The organism is Vibrio sp. 10N.247.310.17 (genome assembly GCF_041466605.1).
Taxonomy (GTDB): Bacteria; Pseudomonadota; Gammaproteobacteria; order Enterobacterales; family Vibrionaceae; genus Vibrio; species Vibrio tasmaniensis_A.
Genome location: NZ_JBFSTC010000014.1, coordinates 1 through 14,992, shown reverse-complemented (window position 1 = coordinate 14,992; position 14,992 = coordinate 1). Strand labels below are relative to the sequence as shown.

14 protein-coding genes are annotated in these 14,992 nt (G+C 44.2%); 3 read left to right on the top strand and 11 right to left on the bottom strand.

What is annotated here, in order from left to right:
- Nucleotides 1-46 precede the first annotated feature (46 nt).
- From fadD to AB6D80_RS06515, 7 genes are all read right to left on the bottom strand, one after another.
- Nucleotides 47-1,741: a long-chain-fatty-acid--CoA ligase FadD gene (gene fadD / locus AB6D80_RS06545; RefSeq protein WP_009847299.1), complete on the bottom strand. Its 1,695-nt coding sequence runs from the start codon at nt 1,739-1,741 to the stop codon at nt 47-49.
- A 106-nt stretch (nt 1,742-1,847) separates the two neighbouring features.
- The gene (locus tag AB6D80_RS06540; protein ID WP_009847300.1) at nt 1,848-2,699 is read right to left on the bottom strand and encodes an alpha/beta fold hydrolase; all 852 of its coding nucleotides are present in this window, start codon (nt 2,697-2,699) and stop codon (nt 1,848-1,850) included.
- Between the two features lie 47 nt (nt 2,700-2,746).
- The gene (locus AB6D80_RS06535; RefSeq protein ID WP_009847301.1) at nt 2,747-3,307 is read right to left on the bottom strand and encodes a Slp family lipoprotein; all 561 of its coding nucleotides are present in this window, start codon (nt 3,305-3,307) and stop codon (nt 2,747-2,749) included.
- A 39-nt stretch (nt 3,308-3,346) separates the two neighbouring features.
- Nucleotides 3,347-3,652 (bottom strand): chromosome partitioning protein ParA, encoded by a 306-nt coding sequence (locus AB6D80_RS06530; RefSeq protein ID WP_372188077.1) that lies wholly within the window; start codon nt 3,650-3,652, stop codon nt 3,347-3,349.
- A 93-nt stretch (nt 3,653-3,745) separates the two neighbouring features.
- Nucleotides 3,746-4,447, bottom strand: coding sequence for a tRNA (adenosine(37)-N6)-threonylcarbamoyltransferase complex dimerization subunit type 1 TsaB (tsaB, locus tag AB6D80_RS06525; RefSeq protein WP_009847303.1), 702 nt, complete (start codon nt 4,445-4,447; stop codon nt 3,746-3,748).
- 58 nt (nt 4,448-4,505) lie between these two features.
- Nucleotides 4,506-6,434, bottom strand: a complete 1,929-nt coding sequence (locus tag AB6D80_RS06520; protein ID WP_372188076.1) for an ATP-dependent DNA helicase — start codon at nt 6,432-6,434, stop codon at nt 4,506-4,508.
- 150 nt (nt 6,435-6,584) lie between these two features.
- On the bottom strand, nt 6,585-6,785 hold the full coding sequence (locus AB6D80_RS06515; protein WP_009847305.1) for a hypothetical protein: 201 nt from the start codon (nt 6,783-6,785) through the stop codon (nt 6,585-6,587).
- Between the two features lie 300 nt (nt 6,786-7,085).
- Between AB6D80_RS06515 and purU the strand changes: the two genes are divergently transcribed.
- Nucleotides 7,086-7,919: a formyltetrahydrofolate deformylase gene (gene purU, locus AB6D80_RS06510; protein WP_012604522.1), complete on the top strand. Its 834-nt coding sequence runs from the start codon at nt 7,086-7,088 to the stop codon at nt 7,917-7,919.
- Between the two features lie 296 nt (nt 7,920-8,215).
- Here purU and AB6D80_RS06505 read toward each other — a convergent pair whose 3' ends face one another.
- Nucleotides 8,216-8,812 carry a VOC family protein gene (locus AB6D80_RS06505; RefSeq protein ID WP_009847307.1) on the bottom strand — a complete coding sequence of 199 codons (597 nt, stop codon included), beginning with the start codon at nt 8,810-8,812 and terminating at the stop codon, nt 8,216-8,218.
- A 349-nt stretch (nt 8,813-9,161) separates the two neighbouring features.
- Between AB6D80_RS06505 and argS the strand changes: the two genes are divergently transcribed.
- Nucleotides 9,162-10,895: an arginine--tRNA ligase gene (gene argS / locus AB6D80_RS06500; RefSeq protein ID WP_009847308.1), complete on the top strand. Its 1,734-nt coding sequence runs from the start codon at nt 9,162-9,164 to the stop codon at nt 10,893-10,895.
- A gap of 269 nt (nt 10,896-11,164) precedes the next feature.
- Complete coding sequence (locus AB6D80_RS06495; RefSeq protein ID WP_009847309.1) at nt 11,165-11,593, top strand: HIT domain-containing protein; 429 nt, start codon at nt 11,165-11,167, stop codon at nt 11,591-11,593.
- A gap of 136 nt (nt 11,594-11,729) precedes the next feature.
- Here AB6D80_RS06495 and AB6D80_RS06490 read toward each other — a convergent pair whose 3' ends face one another.
- Genes AB6D80_RS06490 through AB6D80_RS06480 form a run of 3 tightly spaced genes read right to left on the bottom strand, consistent with a single transcriptional unit; the run spans nt 11,730 to nt 14,452 of the window.
- The gene (locus AB6D80_RS06490; protein WP_009847310.1) at nt 11,730-11,960 is read right to left on the bottom strand and encodes a FeoC-like transcriptional regulator; all 231 of its coding nucleotides are present in this window, start codon (nt 11,958-11,960) and stop codon (nt 11,730-11,732) included.
- Nucleotides 11,957-14,230, bottom strand: a complete 2,274-nt coding sequence (gene feoB / locus AB6D80_RS06485) for a Fe(2+) transporter permease subunit FeoB (protein ID WP_372188073.1) — start codon at nt 14,228-14,230, stop codon at nt 11,957-11,959. Before feoB ends, AB6D80_RS06490 begins: the two co-directional genes overlap by 4 nt.
- Nucleotides 14,231-14,452, bottom strand: coding sequence for a FeoA family protein (locus AB6D80_RS06480; protein WP_004734203.1), 222 nt, complete (start codon nt 14,450-14,452; stop codon nt 14,231-14,233). It abuts the gene before it with no gap.
- Nucleotides 14,453-14,992: the final 540 nt, after the last annotated feature.

Here is a 14,992-nt window from a genome sequence, read left to right as displayed (position 1 = left end):
GCGCTGCTATGGCTTATGGTGCATCATCTTCTCGTAAATGAGCTCGTTACTCGCTTGCGCGTTTAGCAAGCTCAGCATCGTTCTCTTCACGAAGCACTCGGCGTAAGATCTTACCTACATTGGTTTTTGGTAGTTCTTCACGGAACTCAATCAATTTAGGGATCTTGTAACCTGTTAGGTGTTCACGACAGTGCGCGATAATGTCTTCTTTGGTTAGGCTCGGGTCACGTTTCACAACGTAAATCTTAACCAACTCACCTGACACTTCATGAGGTTGACCGATAGCCGCAACTTCTAACACTTTGCCGTGTAGAGCCACTACATCTTCAATCTCGTTCGGGTAAACGTTGAAGCCCGACACTAGAATCATGTCTTTCTTACGGTCAACGATGTACAACAAGCCTTCGTCATCAAACTTAACGATGTCACCTGTCGATAGCCAACCGTCTTGATCGATCACTTCTTTGGTCGCTTCTGGACGCTGCCAGTAACCTTGCATCACTTGAGGACCACGGACCTGCAATTCACCCACTTGGTCATTGCCCACCACTTTACCTTCATCATCAACAATACGAACTTCTGTTGATGGTACTGGTAGGCCGATTGCACCTGTGTAGTCTTTCAGATCGTATGGGTTACCTGTGACCAAAGGAGCACATTCAGTTAAACCATAGCCTTCAAGTAGGTGGACACCTGTCGCTTTCTTCCATTGCTCAGCAACAGCGCGCTGAACCGCCATACCACCGCCAACAGACAGACGCATGTTACTGAAATCCAACTCGTGGAAATCTTCGTTATTCACTAGCGCATTGAACAAGGTGTTTACGCCAGTAATCGCGGTAAACGGAACTTTTTGTAGTTCTTTAATAAAGCCAGGAATGTCACGAGGGTTAGTAATCAAAAGGTTACGACCACCCATCTCAACAAACAGTAAGCAGTTCACTGTCAATGCAAATACATGGTAAAGCGGCAATGCCGTTACCACCAATTCACGGCCTTCTTGTAGCACAGGGCTGTATGCCCCTTTAGCTTGAAGTACGTTCGCAATCATATTGCGGTGCGTTAGAATTGCGCCCTTCGCTACACCCGTTGTACCACCTGTGTACTGTAGGAATGCGATGTCATCACCCGCCATAAACGGCTTCACATATTGAAGACGACGGCCTTTGTAAAGTGCCTTTCTGAATGAAATGGCACCCGGTAGATCGTACTTAGGCACCATACCTTTTACGTATTTCACTACGAAGTCGACAATCGTACCTTTCGCTCGTGGCAACATTTGCCCAAGGCTAGTGAGTACAACGTGTTTAACCGGAGTTTTATCAACGACTTTCTCTAGTGTGCTCGCAAAGTTAGAAACGATAACAATCGCCTTTGCGCCAGAGTCATTCAGTTGGTGTTCAAGTTCGCGAGGCGTGTACAGTGGGTTGACGTTCACAGCAATCATACCTGCACGCAGTACACCAAACAGTGCAATTGGGTATTGCAGCAAGTTTGGCATCATCAGCGCGACACGATCGCCTTTCTTCAGTTTTAGATCATTCTGCAAGTAAGCAGCAAAAGCACGACTGCGCTCTTCAAGCTTACGGAATGTCATAATCGATCCCATGTTCTCGAATGCAGGTTGGTCGGCGAACTTCTGTACCGACTGTTCAAACATTTCAATGAGAGATTGGTACTGATCTGGGTTGATCGTTTCTGGTACGTCACTTGGATAACGTGAAAGCCAAGGTTTATCCACGATGTTACTCCTCGTTTATCAGCTGACGACTGCTTCGCCGCTTTTTATCATTGCGGTATTACAGCACAGCTTTAGTGCATGAGCACTAAAAGGCTCAAACACTTGTTTAAATTTTGTTAACTACACCAAGAATTAGCTCTGAAACTAGCTCTGGGCTCTCTAAATGACAATGATGTCCGCCAGGAATCGTCTCTATATTCAGAGGACTATGCGCTGATTTGTAGCGATTATGCTGCAAATGTCGGTATCCATCATTCCCTAGGATTATTAATTGAGGACATTCAATAGCCGCCATAATCGCTTCAGCGTGCGCCTGTGACATTCGATATAACGAGTCACATTTTAGATTAGGGTCGCATCGCCATTGCCAAGAGTTCTCAAACTCGACAATACCTCGCTCAACAATAGGAGCGATTAATTCAGCATTAATTTGGTTGGCGTGAGCTCTCAGCTTAATAGCATCCTCAAGACTTGCCAGAGGACGTGAAGGCTTTCTTCGCTGTCGAAGACGACTAAGTACCCCATCCCTCAAGCGAGAGACTGTTTCGTGGGGAGCTTCAGAAAGAGGTCCGTGACCTTCAATTTGAATTAATCCTGACACATTTTCAGGAAAGGCGGCACTATAGCAACTTGCTATCAATGCACCAAGTGAATGTCCTACCAGCACCAGTCTGTTTGGCGATAATTTGGTCACTAGCTGGTGTAAATCATCAATATAGTCGTGAAATGGGTAGTAACTCCCCGACTTATGCGACGAGAAACCGTGCCCAAAAAGATCGATCGCAACCAAGTGAGTATCTGGAGAAAGCTTAGAGACTTGCTGCATGACCTGAGTAAAACTTGCGGAATTGTCTAGCCAGCCATGAATAAAAACGACCGTCGTTACGGTCGTTTGTGGGTTGCCAATCTGTTGTGTTGCAAGTGTCCCGCTCGCAAGGGAATATGACTGTTCAATCATTGATAGTATGGTGTCCCTGTCATTGGGTATGTCGAGTTAAGGTTCGACTATTGCACATCTTGAATCACACGCCCTGACTTAGGCATGGTTTGAAAACTGCGACAATGTAAACTGCGGCAAGAGTAGTAAGTTGGCGCAAAGTCATTAATAACCACTCTTTCAGTGATCTGCCATAAACGTTGATTGTAGACATTCATGACTGGGAAAGTGTAAGGGTATTCACCAACCATACCGTCTTCAGTGCTATTTGATGTGCCAACTAAAGTAACTAAACGACCCTCAGCAAAGCTCAATGGTTCAACATAGCCGTCAATGTAACCAACAAAACGTCCTTTTGGTTCGGCATCAATATCAGGCTTACCACTACTAGAGATAGGTAAGTTCACCACTTCAACACGCGTTTTATCTTTCAGATTAGTGACTTTAGCAATCACGCCACCCAAACGAACATCACCGGCATCCGGTAGTGTGTTTACCCACTCTTGGTAGTCAGTTACCACCTGTTCTGAGTTTGCATTAAGTTCTTTAGGTAAAGAGGAGCACCCCATCACCATCGTAGAGAAAGCGACAAGGAAAAATAAGCGAGATTTAGATATGAGAGAATACATAATGCAGCTCCTTAGAGCAGGATAAATGAAAACACAAAGCTAGATATAAATATCGATCCCAATTAGCTTTGCAAGTTCCTCTTTTTTAGCTTGATTCATCACATCCATATACTCCTCCATCGCACGTCGTCCGCGCCCCTCTGGAAGATCATATTGAATCTGAGCCTTGTGAATCTCAGACTCTTTGACCTGGCGAATAGAATGCGAGACAGCATTCGCAACCTTAGTTGGCTGACCAACAGAGGTCTTTGCATCGCCTTTTTTTACCTCATTCTTTTTGTTGGTTCGATTGGTTTTAGATGTATTGCCTATCGAAGAAGGAGGTAAGCCGTTGATTGAAACCATGCTTAAAGAGTTTATTACCTGACTTTAATGATTGTGTATCTAATTTTAATAACGGCTCTACAAAATAAACTGCAGAGCCAAAGTAATACGTATTTACTCGCGACCAGGCAGTTTTTTCCAAGTCACTTTATCACGTAGGTAAACCGGCTCAGACTCTTCAGCTGCAACCGCTTTGCCTTCAGCATAAGCAAATTGAGCAAGGAACGCCATGTCTTGAGCTTCTGGGAATAGCACTTCACACACTTTGGTGTTGATCGCTAGTGTGTCCATGTGCTCTGCATATGCTTCCCAACCTGTGCCTACTTTTGCCCATGTGTTGGAGTCCGCTTCAAGCTGTTCAGCCAATTCGCTTGGAGGCGTTACACATTCCGCATCGACCGCAGTCCAACGACCATCATCTTCACGGCTGTAACGAGCCCAGTAAACTTCACTCATGCGAGCATCAATTGCTGTTGCAACATGAGTTTCGCCAAATTTACGGTAGCTGCCTTGCGCCATCGCTGCCAGTGTAGACACACCGATCATCGGCAAATCAGCACCAAAAGCTAAGCCTTGAGCAATACCAATGCCAATACGTACACCCGTGAAACTGCCCGGGCCTTGGCCAAACGCGATCGCGTCGATATCGGTTAAAGCAATATTCGCTTCTTTCAGTACTTCATCAACCATAGGTAGAATTTTTTTCGTATGGTCTCGAGGTGCCTCTTCGCTACGTGCGAACACCTGGTCACCAATTACTAGTGCAACTGAACAGTTTTCAGTTGCGGTATCTACTGCAAGAATTTTCGCGCTCATTTGTGTCTCAAATATTCGTTATCTAATCTAAAATAATGGCTAAGCTCAACAATGCCAATTACTCAGCAGCGGTTGAATGGTCTTTAGCTAAGAATTCTTTAATGATCCCTAAGTCACGGGTACGTGGGATAGGCGGTAAACTCGCCAAAAACACACCACCGTAATCGCGGGTCACCAAGCGGTTATCGCAAATAATTAAAGCGCCATTGTCACGTTTATCACGTATTAATCGGCCAACACCTTGTTTCAAGGTAATCACTGCGTCTGGTAACTGTACTTGTGCAAAAGGATCACCCCCTTTCAACTTACAGTCTTCAATTCGAGCCTTAAGCAAAGGGTCATCAGGGGCTGTAAAGGGCAATTTGTCGATGATAACACAGCTTAATGCATCGCCCCTAACATCTATACCTTCCCAGAAAGCACCAGTGGCCACCAGCAATGCATTACCTAATTCCATGAATTCTGCTAAGGTTTTTTGCTTACTTGTCTCACCTTGCAGCAGAACGGGAACCGAGAGCGTTTCGCGGAACCGTTCACCCAATTCTTTCATCATGCTGTGTGAGGTACATAAAAAGAAACAGCGACCTTGGTTTTGCTCAATCACAGGGGTCAGCATTCTTACTAGCTTGTCCGCTAAGCCCGGGCTATTCGGCTCTGGTAGATAGCGAGGCACACACAAACGCGCCTGATTTGGGTAATCAAACGGGCTCGGTAGTGAAAACTGTGCCGACGGCTTTAGTCCTAATCGAGAAGTAAAATGATCGAAATCGTCCGACACCGCCAAAGTTGCAGAGGTAAACACCCAAGCACCCGGTTTTAGCTCAATCTGCTCATGGAATTTGTCGGCGACTGAGAGTGGCGTGATGTGCAAAGCAAAGTGTCGTGGCGTGGTGTCATACCAATACGAATAACCAGTAATCGACACGTCACATACACGTTCGATACGCGACTTAATCATGGTTGCACGCTCGAAAGCCGTGTCTAACAACTGGCTTCGACCCAATGCTAATTTCAATACATCAACGGCCAATTGCAACGCATCTTGTAAGCGAACTAACTCTCTCGCAATCGACTCTGACTTCAATGCTTCACGCCAGTTACCGCGAAAGCCCGTATCGCCAAGCACAATGCGTAGATCGGCTGACGATTGAACGAGCCTATCCCCTACTTTCTGCAGTTGGCGCATGTCTTTGGCTTCAGTTCGGTAAGCAATTTCAATGTCCTTGGCTAGCTCTTGGATCTGTCGGCTGGAAACCGATTGTCCGAAGTATTGGCTAGCGATCTCGGGAAGTTGGTGCGCTTCATCGAAGATAAACACATCGGCTTCAGGTATCAGCTCACCAAACCCGGTTTCTTTGATCGCTAAACCCGCGAGAAACAAGTGGTGGTTCACTACAACAACATCAGAATCCATCGCTTTTTTACGCGCCTTCAGCACAAAGCAATCGGTGTAGCTTGGGCACTCTTTGCCTAAGCAGTTGTCGTTAGTCGAGGTAATGGTTGGAATGACCGGGCTATCTTCAGCAATATCATCACAGTCACCTAAATCGCCAGTTTGAGTCGCTGACGACCAACTGCGCACTTTCACCAACTGAGCTAACAGCGTTGGATCGGTGTGAGTGCCATGGCTCTCGATCATTTGACGACTGAGCCTGTCCAAGCACAAATAGTTTGAACGGCCTTTGAGTAACGCAACCTGACCATAAAAACCAAGCGCATCGACCATCAATGGTAAATCTCGGTGAAACAGCTGTTCTTGAAGGTTTTTAGACCCCGTACTGATGATCGTTTTCTTACCACTCAGCAGTGCTGGCACTAGATAAGCAAACGTCTTACCTGTTCCCGTTCCCGCTTCAACGACCAATTGGTTCTGTTGTTCAATAGTCTGTGAAACCGCTTCAGCCATGTCTAGCTGAGCTTGTCGAGGTTGGAACCCAGGGATCGCTTTACCCAAAGCACCATCAGCAGAAAACGTTTTAGATATCATAGAGTACGAAGTTTAGAAAAATAGAAGGCGAATTATGGCAGGTTTAGTGAGCCGGCGCGAATCAAGAATGACTTCGCACCGGAGGTGTTTGGTTTGGGTTAAGCTACCTAGGAGGTAAGAATTGAAGAAATAAAAATCAAGGAATCGTTATTATTTTCGGCTGAGATAACGCGACAACCAAGGGGCGCCTTCAAAATGATTATCGCAAGGCTGCATGGCTTTCACTGCATCGGTTGGTGAGGTTTTACTTTCCCACATTTCATCTAGAACATTACCATCTAACTCTGTACTTCCCGCTAATGAATTCACTCGTTTGCAGTACAGTTTTTTTGCTAGTAACTCTTTATCCATAAGTATCACCTCTATTTTTGGCCAAAGCGTCAATGCCTCGGTTGAAGTTCAAATGCGTACTACGGTCAAAACTTGAAAAATGAAGCTTCTGCCTTTTTTTCTATCGAAAAACTGATATTTCTATATAAAACAATTTATCGATGCGATAAATGAGCAGCAGAATTTGTTGAAACCAACTTAATAATAGATTAATTATAACGGTGATACTGCGGCTCAGTTCACCGTTCGACGGCCTGCATTAAATTTTGAAGAATCCCGATTTCATATAACAAGTGCAACATTCATGGAAGTAAGATGCAAATGGAAAGAAAAACTTTATTAACACATTGTACTGACGCCCCAGGCCTCATCTCAAAGATCACCAACATTTGTTATAAGCACCAACTCAATATTATTCACAATAATGAGTTCGTTGATAACACAAGTGGCCACTTCTTTATGCGCACAGAGCTAGAGGGCTACTTCAATGACGAAACCTTACTCGCCGATTTAGACCAAGCCCTGCCAGAAAACACAAAACGTAAGCTGGTTGATTCATCTCGTAAGCGTGTTGTGATTCTGGTAACTAAAGAAGCACACTGCCTTGGCGATATTCTGATGAAGAACTTCGATGGCAGTTTAGATGTTGATATTGCGGCAGTAGTTGGTAACTACGATACACTGCAAAGCCTAACCGAGCGTTTTGATATCCCTTACCACCATGTTTCTCACGAAGGATTAAACCGTGAAGAACATGAGAAGAAGATGTTGGAAGTGATTGACCAGTATGAGGCGGACTATCTAGTGCTTGCTAAATACATGCGAGTGCTGACGCCGGGGTTTGTTGAGAAGTACAACCACAAAATCATCAACATTCACCACAGTTTCTTGCCAGCATTCATTGGTGCTAAGCCATACCAACAAGCTTACGAACGTGGTGTGAAGATCATTGGTGCAACGGCGCACTTTGTGACAAACGATCTCGATGAAGGTCCAATCATCAAGCAAGATGTTATCCCAGTGGATCACAACTTCAGCGCAAAAGACATGGCTCAAGCGGGTCGTGACGTAGAGAAGAACGTGTTGAGCAAGGCTTTAAACAAAGTGATCAATGATCACGTGTTTGTTTACGGTAACAAGACCGTGATTCTGTAAGTCGGATATCGATTTCCGGTAAGACTTCCAGTTAAAAACCAATAAAAAACGCGCAATAGGGTTAATCCATTGCGCGTTTTTTGTATCTGATGATCTGAATAGATTTATGAGATTTCCGACTACGGGAATGACGAACTCGGTGATGAATCTTATAACTATAGGCTCTAACATGCGCCCTCGAACACTCAGACTGTCAGCATCTAAAGGTAGACTCCGGCAAACACCATCAAACAGCCCGTCATTCCGACGAGCCTTGGTGAGTTCAGGAATCTATTCCCAGCAACTATCCAATCAAATTAGGCCTGTTCTGACTCAACAATCTTCTTCAAAGAGTGTGGATGCAGCTTAATGCAAATCCCTTGATGCTTGAATGCAACCGTTGGATTATTCAAACGTTCCCCCTCACCTTTCGGGCTAGAGAGTTTTATCTTAATGCCTTGATCTGCCAAATTTTCAAACTTAGCAGCGAACTGCGGGTAAGTCTCTTTAAGGTCTGCTAGATACTCATCGGCCGTTTGTGCGTGAGAAGGAATCACAAACTCTACATGCTCCCAATCTTGGCTCGGGTAAATCTTGCCTTCAGCTGGGTAAGGCAGCTCTAAACATTCAATCTTCCAACCAAGACTTTGCAATGGTTTATCGAAAGCCAACACCACAATGGGACGACCATTGATCATCGCTTCTGAAATCGTAGAGCCGTATTCAGACCATGCTTGATGTGCTGATTTCGCAAGCTCAGTTTCATTGATTCTTAATGCAATGTGATCCGCTTGAGCAAAGCTTAAATCCAAACCCAGCACATTTCCGAGGTTCTCAATTTTCGTCATAAACGTATCAAGGCGTGCAATCATTTGTTGTGGTTCTAGTTCAGCTTGCTTCAGGCTCATCGTCATTGTCTATGTTCTCCAAATAATGGCAACATGGTATCAGTTTTACTTCCAGCAACAAGCGCTGCTGTTACAAAAAACACTCCAAAAGTACCGTGTCTTACTTTCCTAAATAGACAAACTTGGCTTGGTCAAAGTTGATTGTCAAAAACCCCTCAGGAAATGTTAATTTTCTATCAATTCGACCTATAAGAAAGCCCACAAAATTGGTATAATTAACGCCATTTTTGTGAACTTAAACAGAGTCTGTTGTTCATTTCAGCATTAAATCGTTAACTAGAAGCATAATTAGCCAAATTTAATGCCCACGAAATAACGGCTACTCTTATTCATCCTTGAATTGAAGGAAACGCGTGTGAATATCCAAGCACTGATTAATGACAAAGTATCTCAGGCTCTAGAAGCCGCTGGCGCACCTGCAGGCTCTCCTGCGGCTGTCCGTCAATCTGCAAAACCACAATTTGGTGACTACCAAGCAAACGGCATTATGGGTGTTGCTAAACGACTAGGCACTAACCCTCGAGAATTTGCTCAAAAAGTATTGGACGTTCTAAACCTAGACGGTATCGCTTCTAAAGTTGAAATCGCAGGTCCAGGTTTCCTAAACATCTTCCTAGATGAAACGTTCCTGGCACAACAAGCAGACGCAGCGCTTGCTGACTCTCGCCTTGGTGTTTCAGCCGCAGAAGCACAAACGATTGTTGCTGACTACTCAGCTCCAAACGTTGCAAAAGAAATGCACGTAGGCCACTTACGTTCAACGATCATCGGTGATGCTGTTGTTCGTACACTTGAGTTCTTAGGTCACAAAGTTATCCGTGCTAACCACATTGGTGACTGGGGTACTCAATTCGGTATGCTTATCGCAAACCTTGAGCGCATCCAAGCTGAAACTGGTGAAGTTTCAATGGAACTGTCAGATCTTGAGCAGTTCTACCGTGAATCTAAAAAGCTTTACGACGAAGACGAAGAATTCGCTGTGAAAGCTCGTGGCTACGTAGTGAAACTGCAAGGTGGCGACGCATACTGTGCTGAAATGTGGAAAAAGCTTGTTGACGTAACCATGGTTCAAAACCAACGTAACTACGATCGCCTGAACGTATCACTAACACGTGATGATGTGATGGGTGAAAGTATGTACAACCATATGCTTTCAAACATCGTTTCTGACCTACAAACACAAGGTCTAGCAAAAGAGTCTGACGGCGCACAAGTTGTATTCCTAGACGAATACAAAAACAAAGATGGCGACCCTATGGGCGTTATCGTGCAAAAACGTGACGGTGGCTTCCTATACACCACCACCGATATTGCCTGTGCTAAATATCGTTTTGAAGAACTGGGCGCAGATCGCGTACTTTACTTCATCGACTCTCGTCAGCACCAACACCTAATGCAAGCTTGGACTATCGTTCGTAAAGCGGGTTATGTTCCTGAGTCTGTATCTCTTGAGCACCACGCGTTCGGCATGATGCTAGGTAAAGATGGTAAGCCATTTAAAACTCGTGCTGGCGGTACAGTGCGTCTTGCTGACCTTCTGGACGAAGCAGAAGTACGTGCAACTCAGCTGATTGAATCTAAAAACCCTGAGCTAGCAGAAGACGAGAAGAAAACCATTGCGAACACAGTAGCAATGGCAGCAGTTAAATACGCAGACCTTTCTAAGCACCGTACCACTGATTACGTGTTCGACTGGGAAAACATGCTGGCATTTGAAGGCAACACAGCACCGTACATGCAGTACGCATACACTCGTGTCGCTTCAATCTTTGCTAAAGCAGGCATTTCTATGGACTCTCTAGAAGGTGAAATCAAAATCACTGAAGAGAAAGAGAAAGCCCTTATCGCGAAACTTCTACAATTTGAAGAAGCGGTACAGTCTGTTGCTCGTGAAGGTCAACCACACATCATGTGTAGCTACCTGTTCGAACTTGCTGGTCAATTCTCTAGCTTCTACGAAGCATGCCCTATCCTTGTGGCTGAAGATGAAACCGTTAAACAGAGCCGCCTGAAGCTTGCTGCACTGACAGCTAAGACTATCAAGCAAGGTCTGTCGCTTCTAGGTATCGAAACTCTAGAGCGTATGTAATCCCCTTCGGGTTACAATGAATAAATACAAAGGTTGATGTGAGAGCATCAACCTTTTGTTTTATCTAACGTATACTGATACCAATCGTAGTAAATAACTAATCATCCTAGCTGGTTAAAACGCTCGATAACTGCGTTAGAATTTTTGATTGTAGAGTAACTACTTATCAAAAGAATCTGCCTTGTTCTCAAACCTTTTTCCTGCGCTATTTCTGATCATTTACTTACTGTTATTGGTATGACTTCAAGAAATCGAAATGGATAATAATAATGAGCTTTGAACTTCACCCACAGTTAGCAAAAGACACCACGCTTATTGGCGAATTTCCACTAAGCTTGGCGCTGCTAAGCAAAGACAGTGCAGTGCCTTGGGTTATCTTGGTACCCAAACGCGCCAACCTAAAAGAGTTGCACCATCTACCAATGAAAGAACAACAGCAGTTCTTGCTTGAGTCTCAAGCGGTAAGCCAAGCATTAGAAGCGACATTCCAACCAGACAAATTAAACCTAGGCGCGCTAGGTAACATGGTGCCACAACTGCACATTCACCATATTGCGCGTTTCAAAAATGACATCGCATGGCCAGGACCAGTATGGGGAAACACTAAAGGTGAGCAGCGTACGGAAGAAGAACAAGCTGCAATCCATACTCGTATCCAAAACGTTTTGTCGCTGAGTTCTATCTTCAAGAAGGCGTAATTTGAGTTGGTCTCATTGAGCTTTAAAACAAGACAGTTCAGATAAGACACATAACAAAAAGCCGCTCACCTAAAATAGGTGAGCGGCTTTTTTATTGTCTAATCTCGTCGCTTTCAACGAGAGTATGAGACCTGAACTACATCATCACATTCAGTGACAAACCATCTTGTTTGCTGATGGTGTAGCGAATACGTGTTGTATGGCCATGCTTATTGGTGTCGACCAAGCGAGATATCTTGCCTTTCTTGACCCACACTCCCAGCATAGCATCGATACCGTCTTCACTTACCCCAAACTTAGATGCAAGCTCACTACGAGCAGCAACACCTTCGTTATCAATGTATTGATGAAGTTCAGTTAAAATCATACTACTTGCACCTCAAGTGCTTTTTGCTTACTGCCGATTTTCTTGAAGATGCGATACGTCACCACAAAACCACCAGCAATTGCCACCATCCACACAGCACTACTTACTGGGTGTACAGCGAAGTTTGCTGCTTGGTAATAGAAGGTCGCACCGAAGTAACCAAGTGCCATTGTCCAAACTGCGATGAAGCGGGCAAACGTCTGACCAAATTCACGAACATAAGCACCCATCGCTGCCACACAAGGTGTGTAAAGCAAGATTAGGATTAAGTAAGCAAACGCAGCGTGGCCTGATACAAACTTATCTTTCAAGTTACCAAAGATCGAAGTATCAACCTCTTGATCAGCAGCCACAGAACTAGAGTCAGACAAGTCACCAACTTCAATTCCTAATGGATCTGAATAGCTCAAACCAGCAAGGTTTTCAGGAATGGTCATTACGGCTTCTTCTAAACTTGCCGCTAGATCAAACTCAGCCGCTTCTTCATCAGAAGGTGTAGTGTATAAGCTATTTAGCGTACCAACCACGGCTTCTTTCGCAAAAATACCGGTAATGATACCAACCGTTGCAGGCCAGTTCTCTTCAGTAATACCAATCGGTTGGAACACTGGAGTTACAACTTGAGCCGCTTTAGATAGCACAGAACTTTCACTGTCTTCGTTACCAAAACTGCCGTCCATACCTAATGAATTCAAGAAACTCAGAATTGCCACAACCATTACAATGGTTTTACCTGCGCCAAGCACGAAACGTTTCAGCTTCTGCCAAGTTTTCAGCATCACGTTTTGCACGGTCGGCAATTCGTAATCCGGCATTTCCATAACCAAGCTATCGCTGCTACCAGGATAGATAGTATTTTTAAGGAACAAGCCTGTAAACACAGAAGCCAGAATACCCATGATGTACAGAGCGAACACAACGTTTTGTCCAGCACCAGGAAAGAATGCAGCAGCAAACAGTGCGTATACAGGTAGACGAGCACCACATGACATAAACGGTGCCATTGATGCGGCGAGTTTACGTTCGCGCTCTTGGTCAAGAGTACGAGTTGCCATGATAGAAGGTACGTTACAGCCAAAACCCAGAACAAGTGGTACAAATGCTTTGCCTGGTAAGCCAATCTTCTGCATCACTTTATCCAGTACAAATGCAGCGCGGGCCATGTAGCCTGAACTTTCTAGTACCGCTAAGAATAAGTAAAGCGCGGCAATAACCGGAATAAAGGTCGCAACCGTTTGGATACCACCACCAATACCATCAGCAAGAACGGTGACTAGCCAAACCGGTAAGTGACCATCTAATAAGTGATGTCCGCCATCAACTAATATTGCGCCAACACCAATATCGAAGAAGTCGATAAACGCGCTACCGATATTGATAGAGAACATAAACATTAGGTACATGATGACGAAAAAGAAAGGAATCCCAACCCATTTATTCAAGATGAATTGATCGGCTTTCTCTGTGAAATTACGGCTCAGTTTGCCTTCGCTGCGACGAACTCGTTTACAAAGTTCATGTAAGAAAGTGTATTTAGCGTCAGCAACAGCAAGATCAATATCGAAATCGGCACCAAGACGCACACTATCAATTTGAGTGCGAGTTTGTGGGGCCAAACCATTCAATACCAAGTAATCATTTTCTAAAGCACGAATCGCTAGCGCTCGGTGAGATACGTCAGCATCATCAAATTGTGACTCAACAGAAGGAATAAGAGCTTCTAACGCGACATCGTAATCAATAGAGATAGGATCAAGACTCACACCTTGAACCAGAAGCTTATGCAAACGCTCTTTAAAACGAACCACTTGTCCTTTATCGTTTGCTGACAAGCTTAGAACCGGGCAACCTAGCTCTTTTTCTAGAGCCTTAAGATTAATCACCTGACGCTCACGCTTTAATACATCCATTTTGTTCAATACAACGATCATTGGGCGACCCAACTCTCGCAATTGTAATGTCATGTATAAGCTTCTTTCCAAACAGCTAGCATCAACAACATTGATGATGACGTCCGCTGGGTGAGTAAGCACGGCGCGTGATGCAATAGACTCATCGATACTGTTTGCATCATTGCCACTGTCTAGTGCATAAATGCCTGGTAAATCCGTTAACTGAAATTGATCACCAGCGTGCGAATATAAACCGGTTTTCTTTTCTACGGTCACACCAACCCAGTTACCAACGTGCTGTTTTGCGCCAGTTAATGCGTTAAATAATGTTGTTTTACCACTATTAGGGTTACCAACAGTAAGAACTTGATAATCCATTTAGATAACCTCGATTTGTTCTGCAATGCTTTCACGAATGGCTATAGAAACACCTCTCACTTCAACTTGAAGCGGATCACCCATAGGTGCACGACGGATAAGTGTCACCTCGGTTTTTGGCAACATGCCCATAACCATTAGTTTTTTTCTAACGTCTGGTGTTAAACCTGTAAGTGCAACAATAGAAGCCGCTTTTCCTTGCTCTAGTTGTGAGAGTTTCATAAGTACCCAGTTCGAGATTGATAATGAGAAAGATTGTTATTACCGACATAATACACGCACATACCCACAATTCTATTGTGTGAAATCAATGTTTTCGAAAATACACTCTCGTAAATTTCGTTAAAAACGTTTACGTCAAAAACGTCACTTTCAACAATTAGTGGGGACTACCTCACTAGCACGCGTCAACCAGAAAACAATAAAACACTAATAATCAACAGCTTATAACAATGTCGGTTTTCTTACAGTCATCTGTCGTTAATTTTATAAGCAAAACAAGTCGCTACCCGTATAGTTACTCCATCGAAGAGAAACTCTTTCTCTTTAATTTTATTCCAGAGGTGATGTGGCTTGCCATATCACTCCGGCAGCAAGCGAAGGTGTCATTGGCACCCGTGGTATAGTCCCCCCGGCTATACCACGATATTTTTTTTCTTCCTTTTGTTTTAACCCAAAAACCTTTTTAAACTCCCCCAACTATCGTTATATCTCGTATCTCGTATCTCGTATCTCGTATCTCGTATCTCGTATCTCGTATCT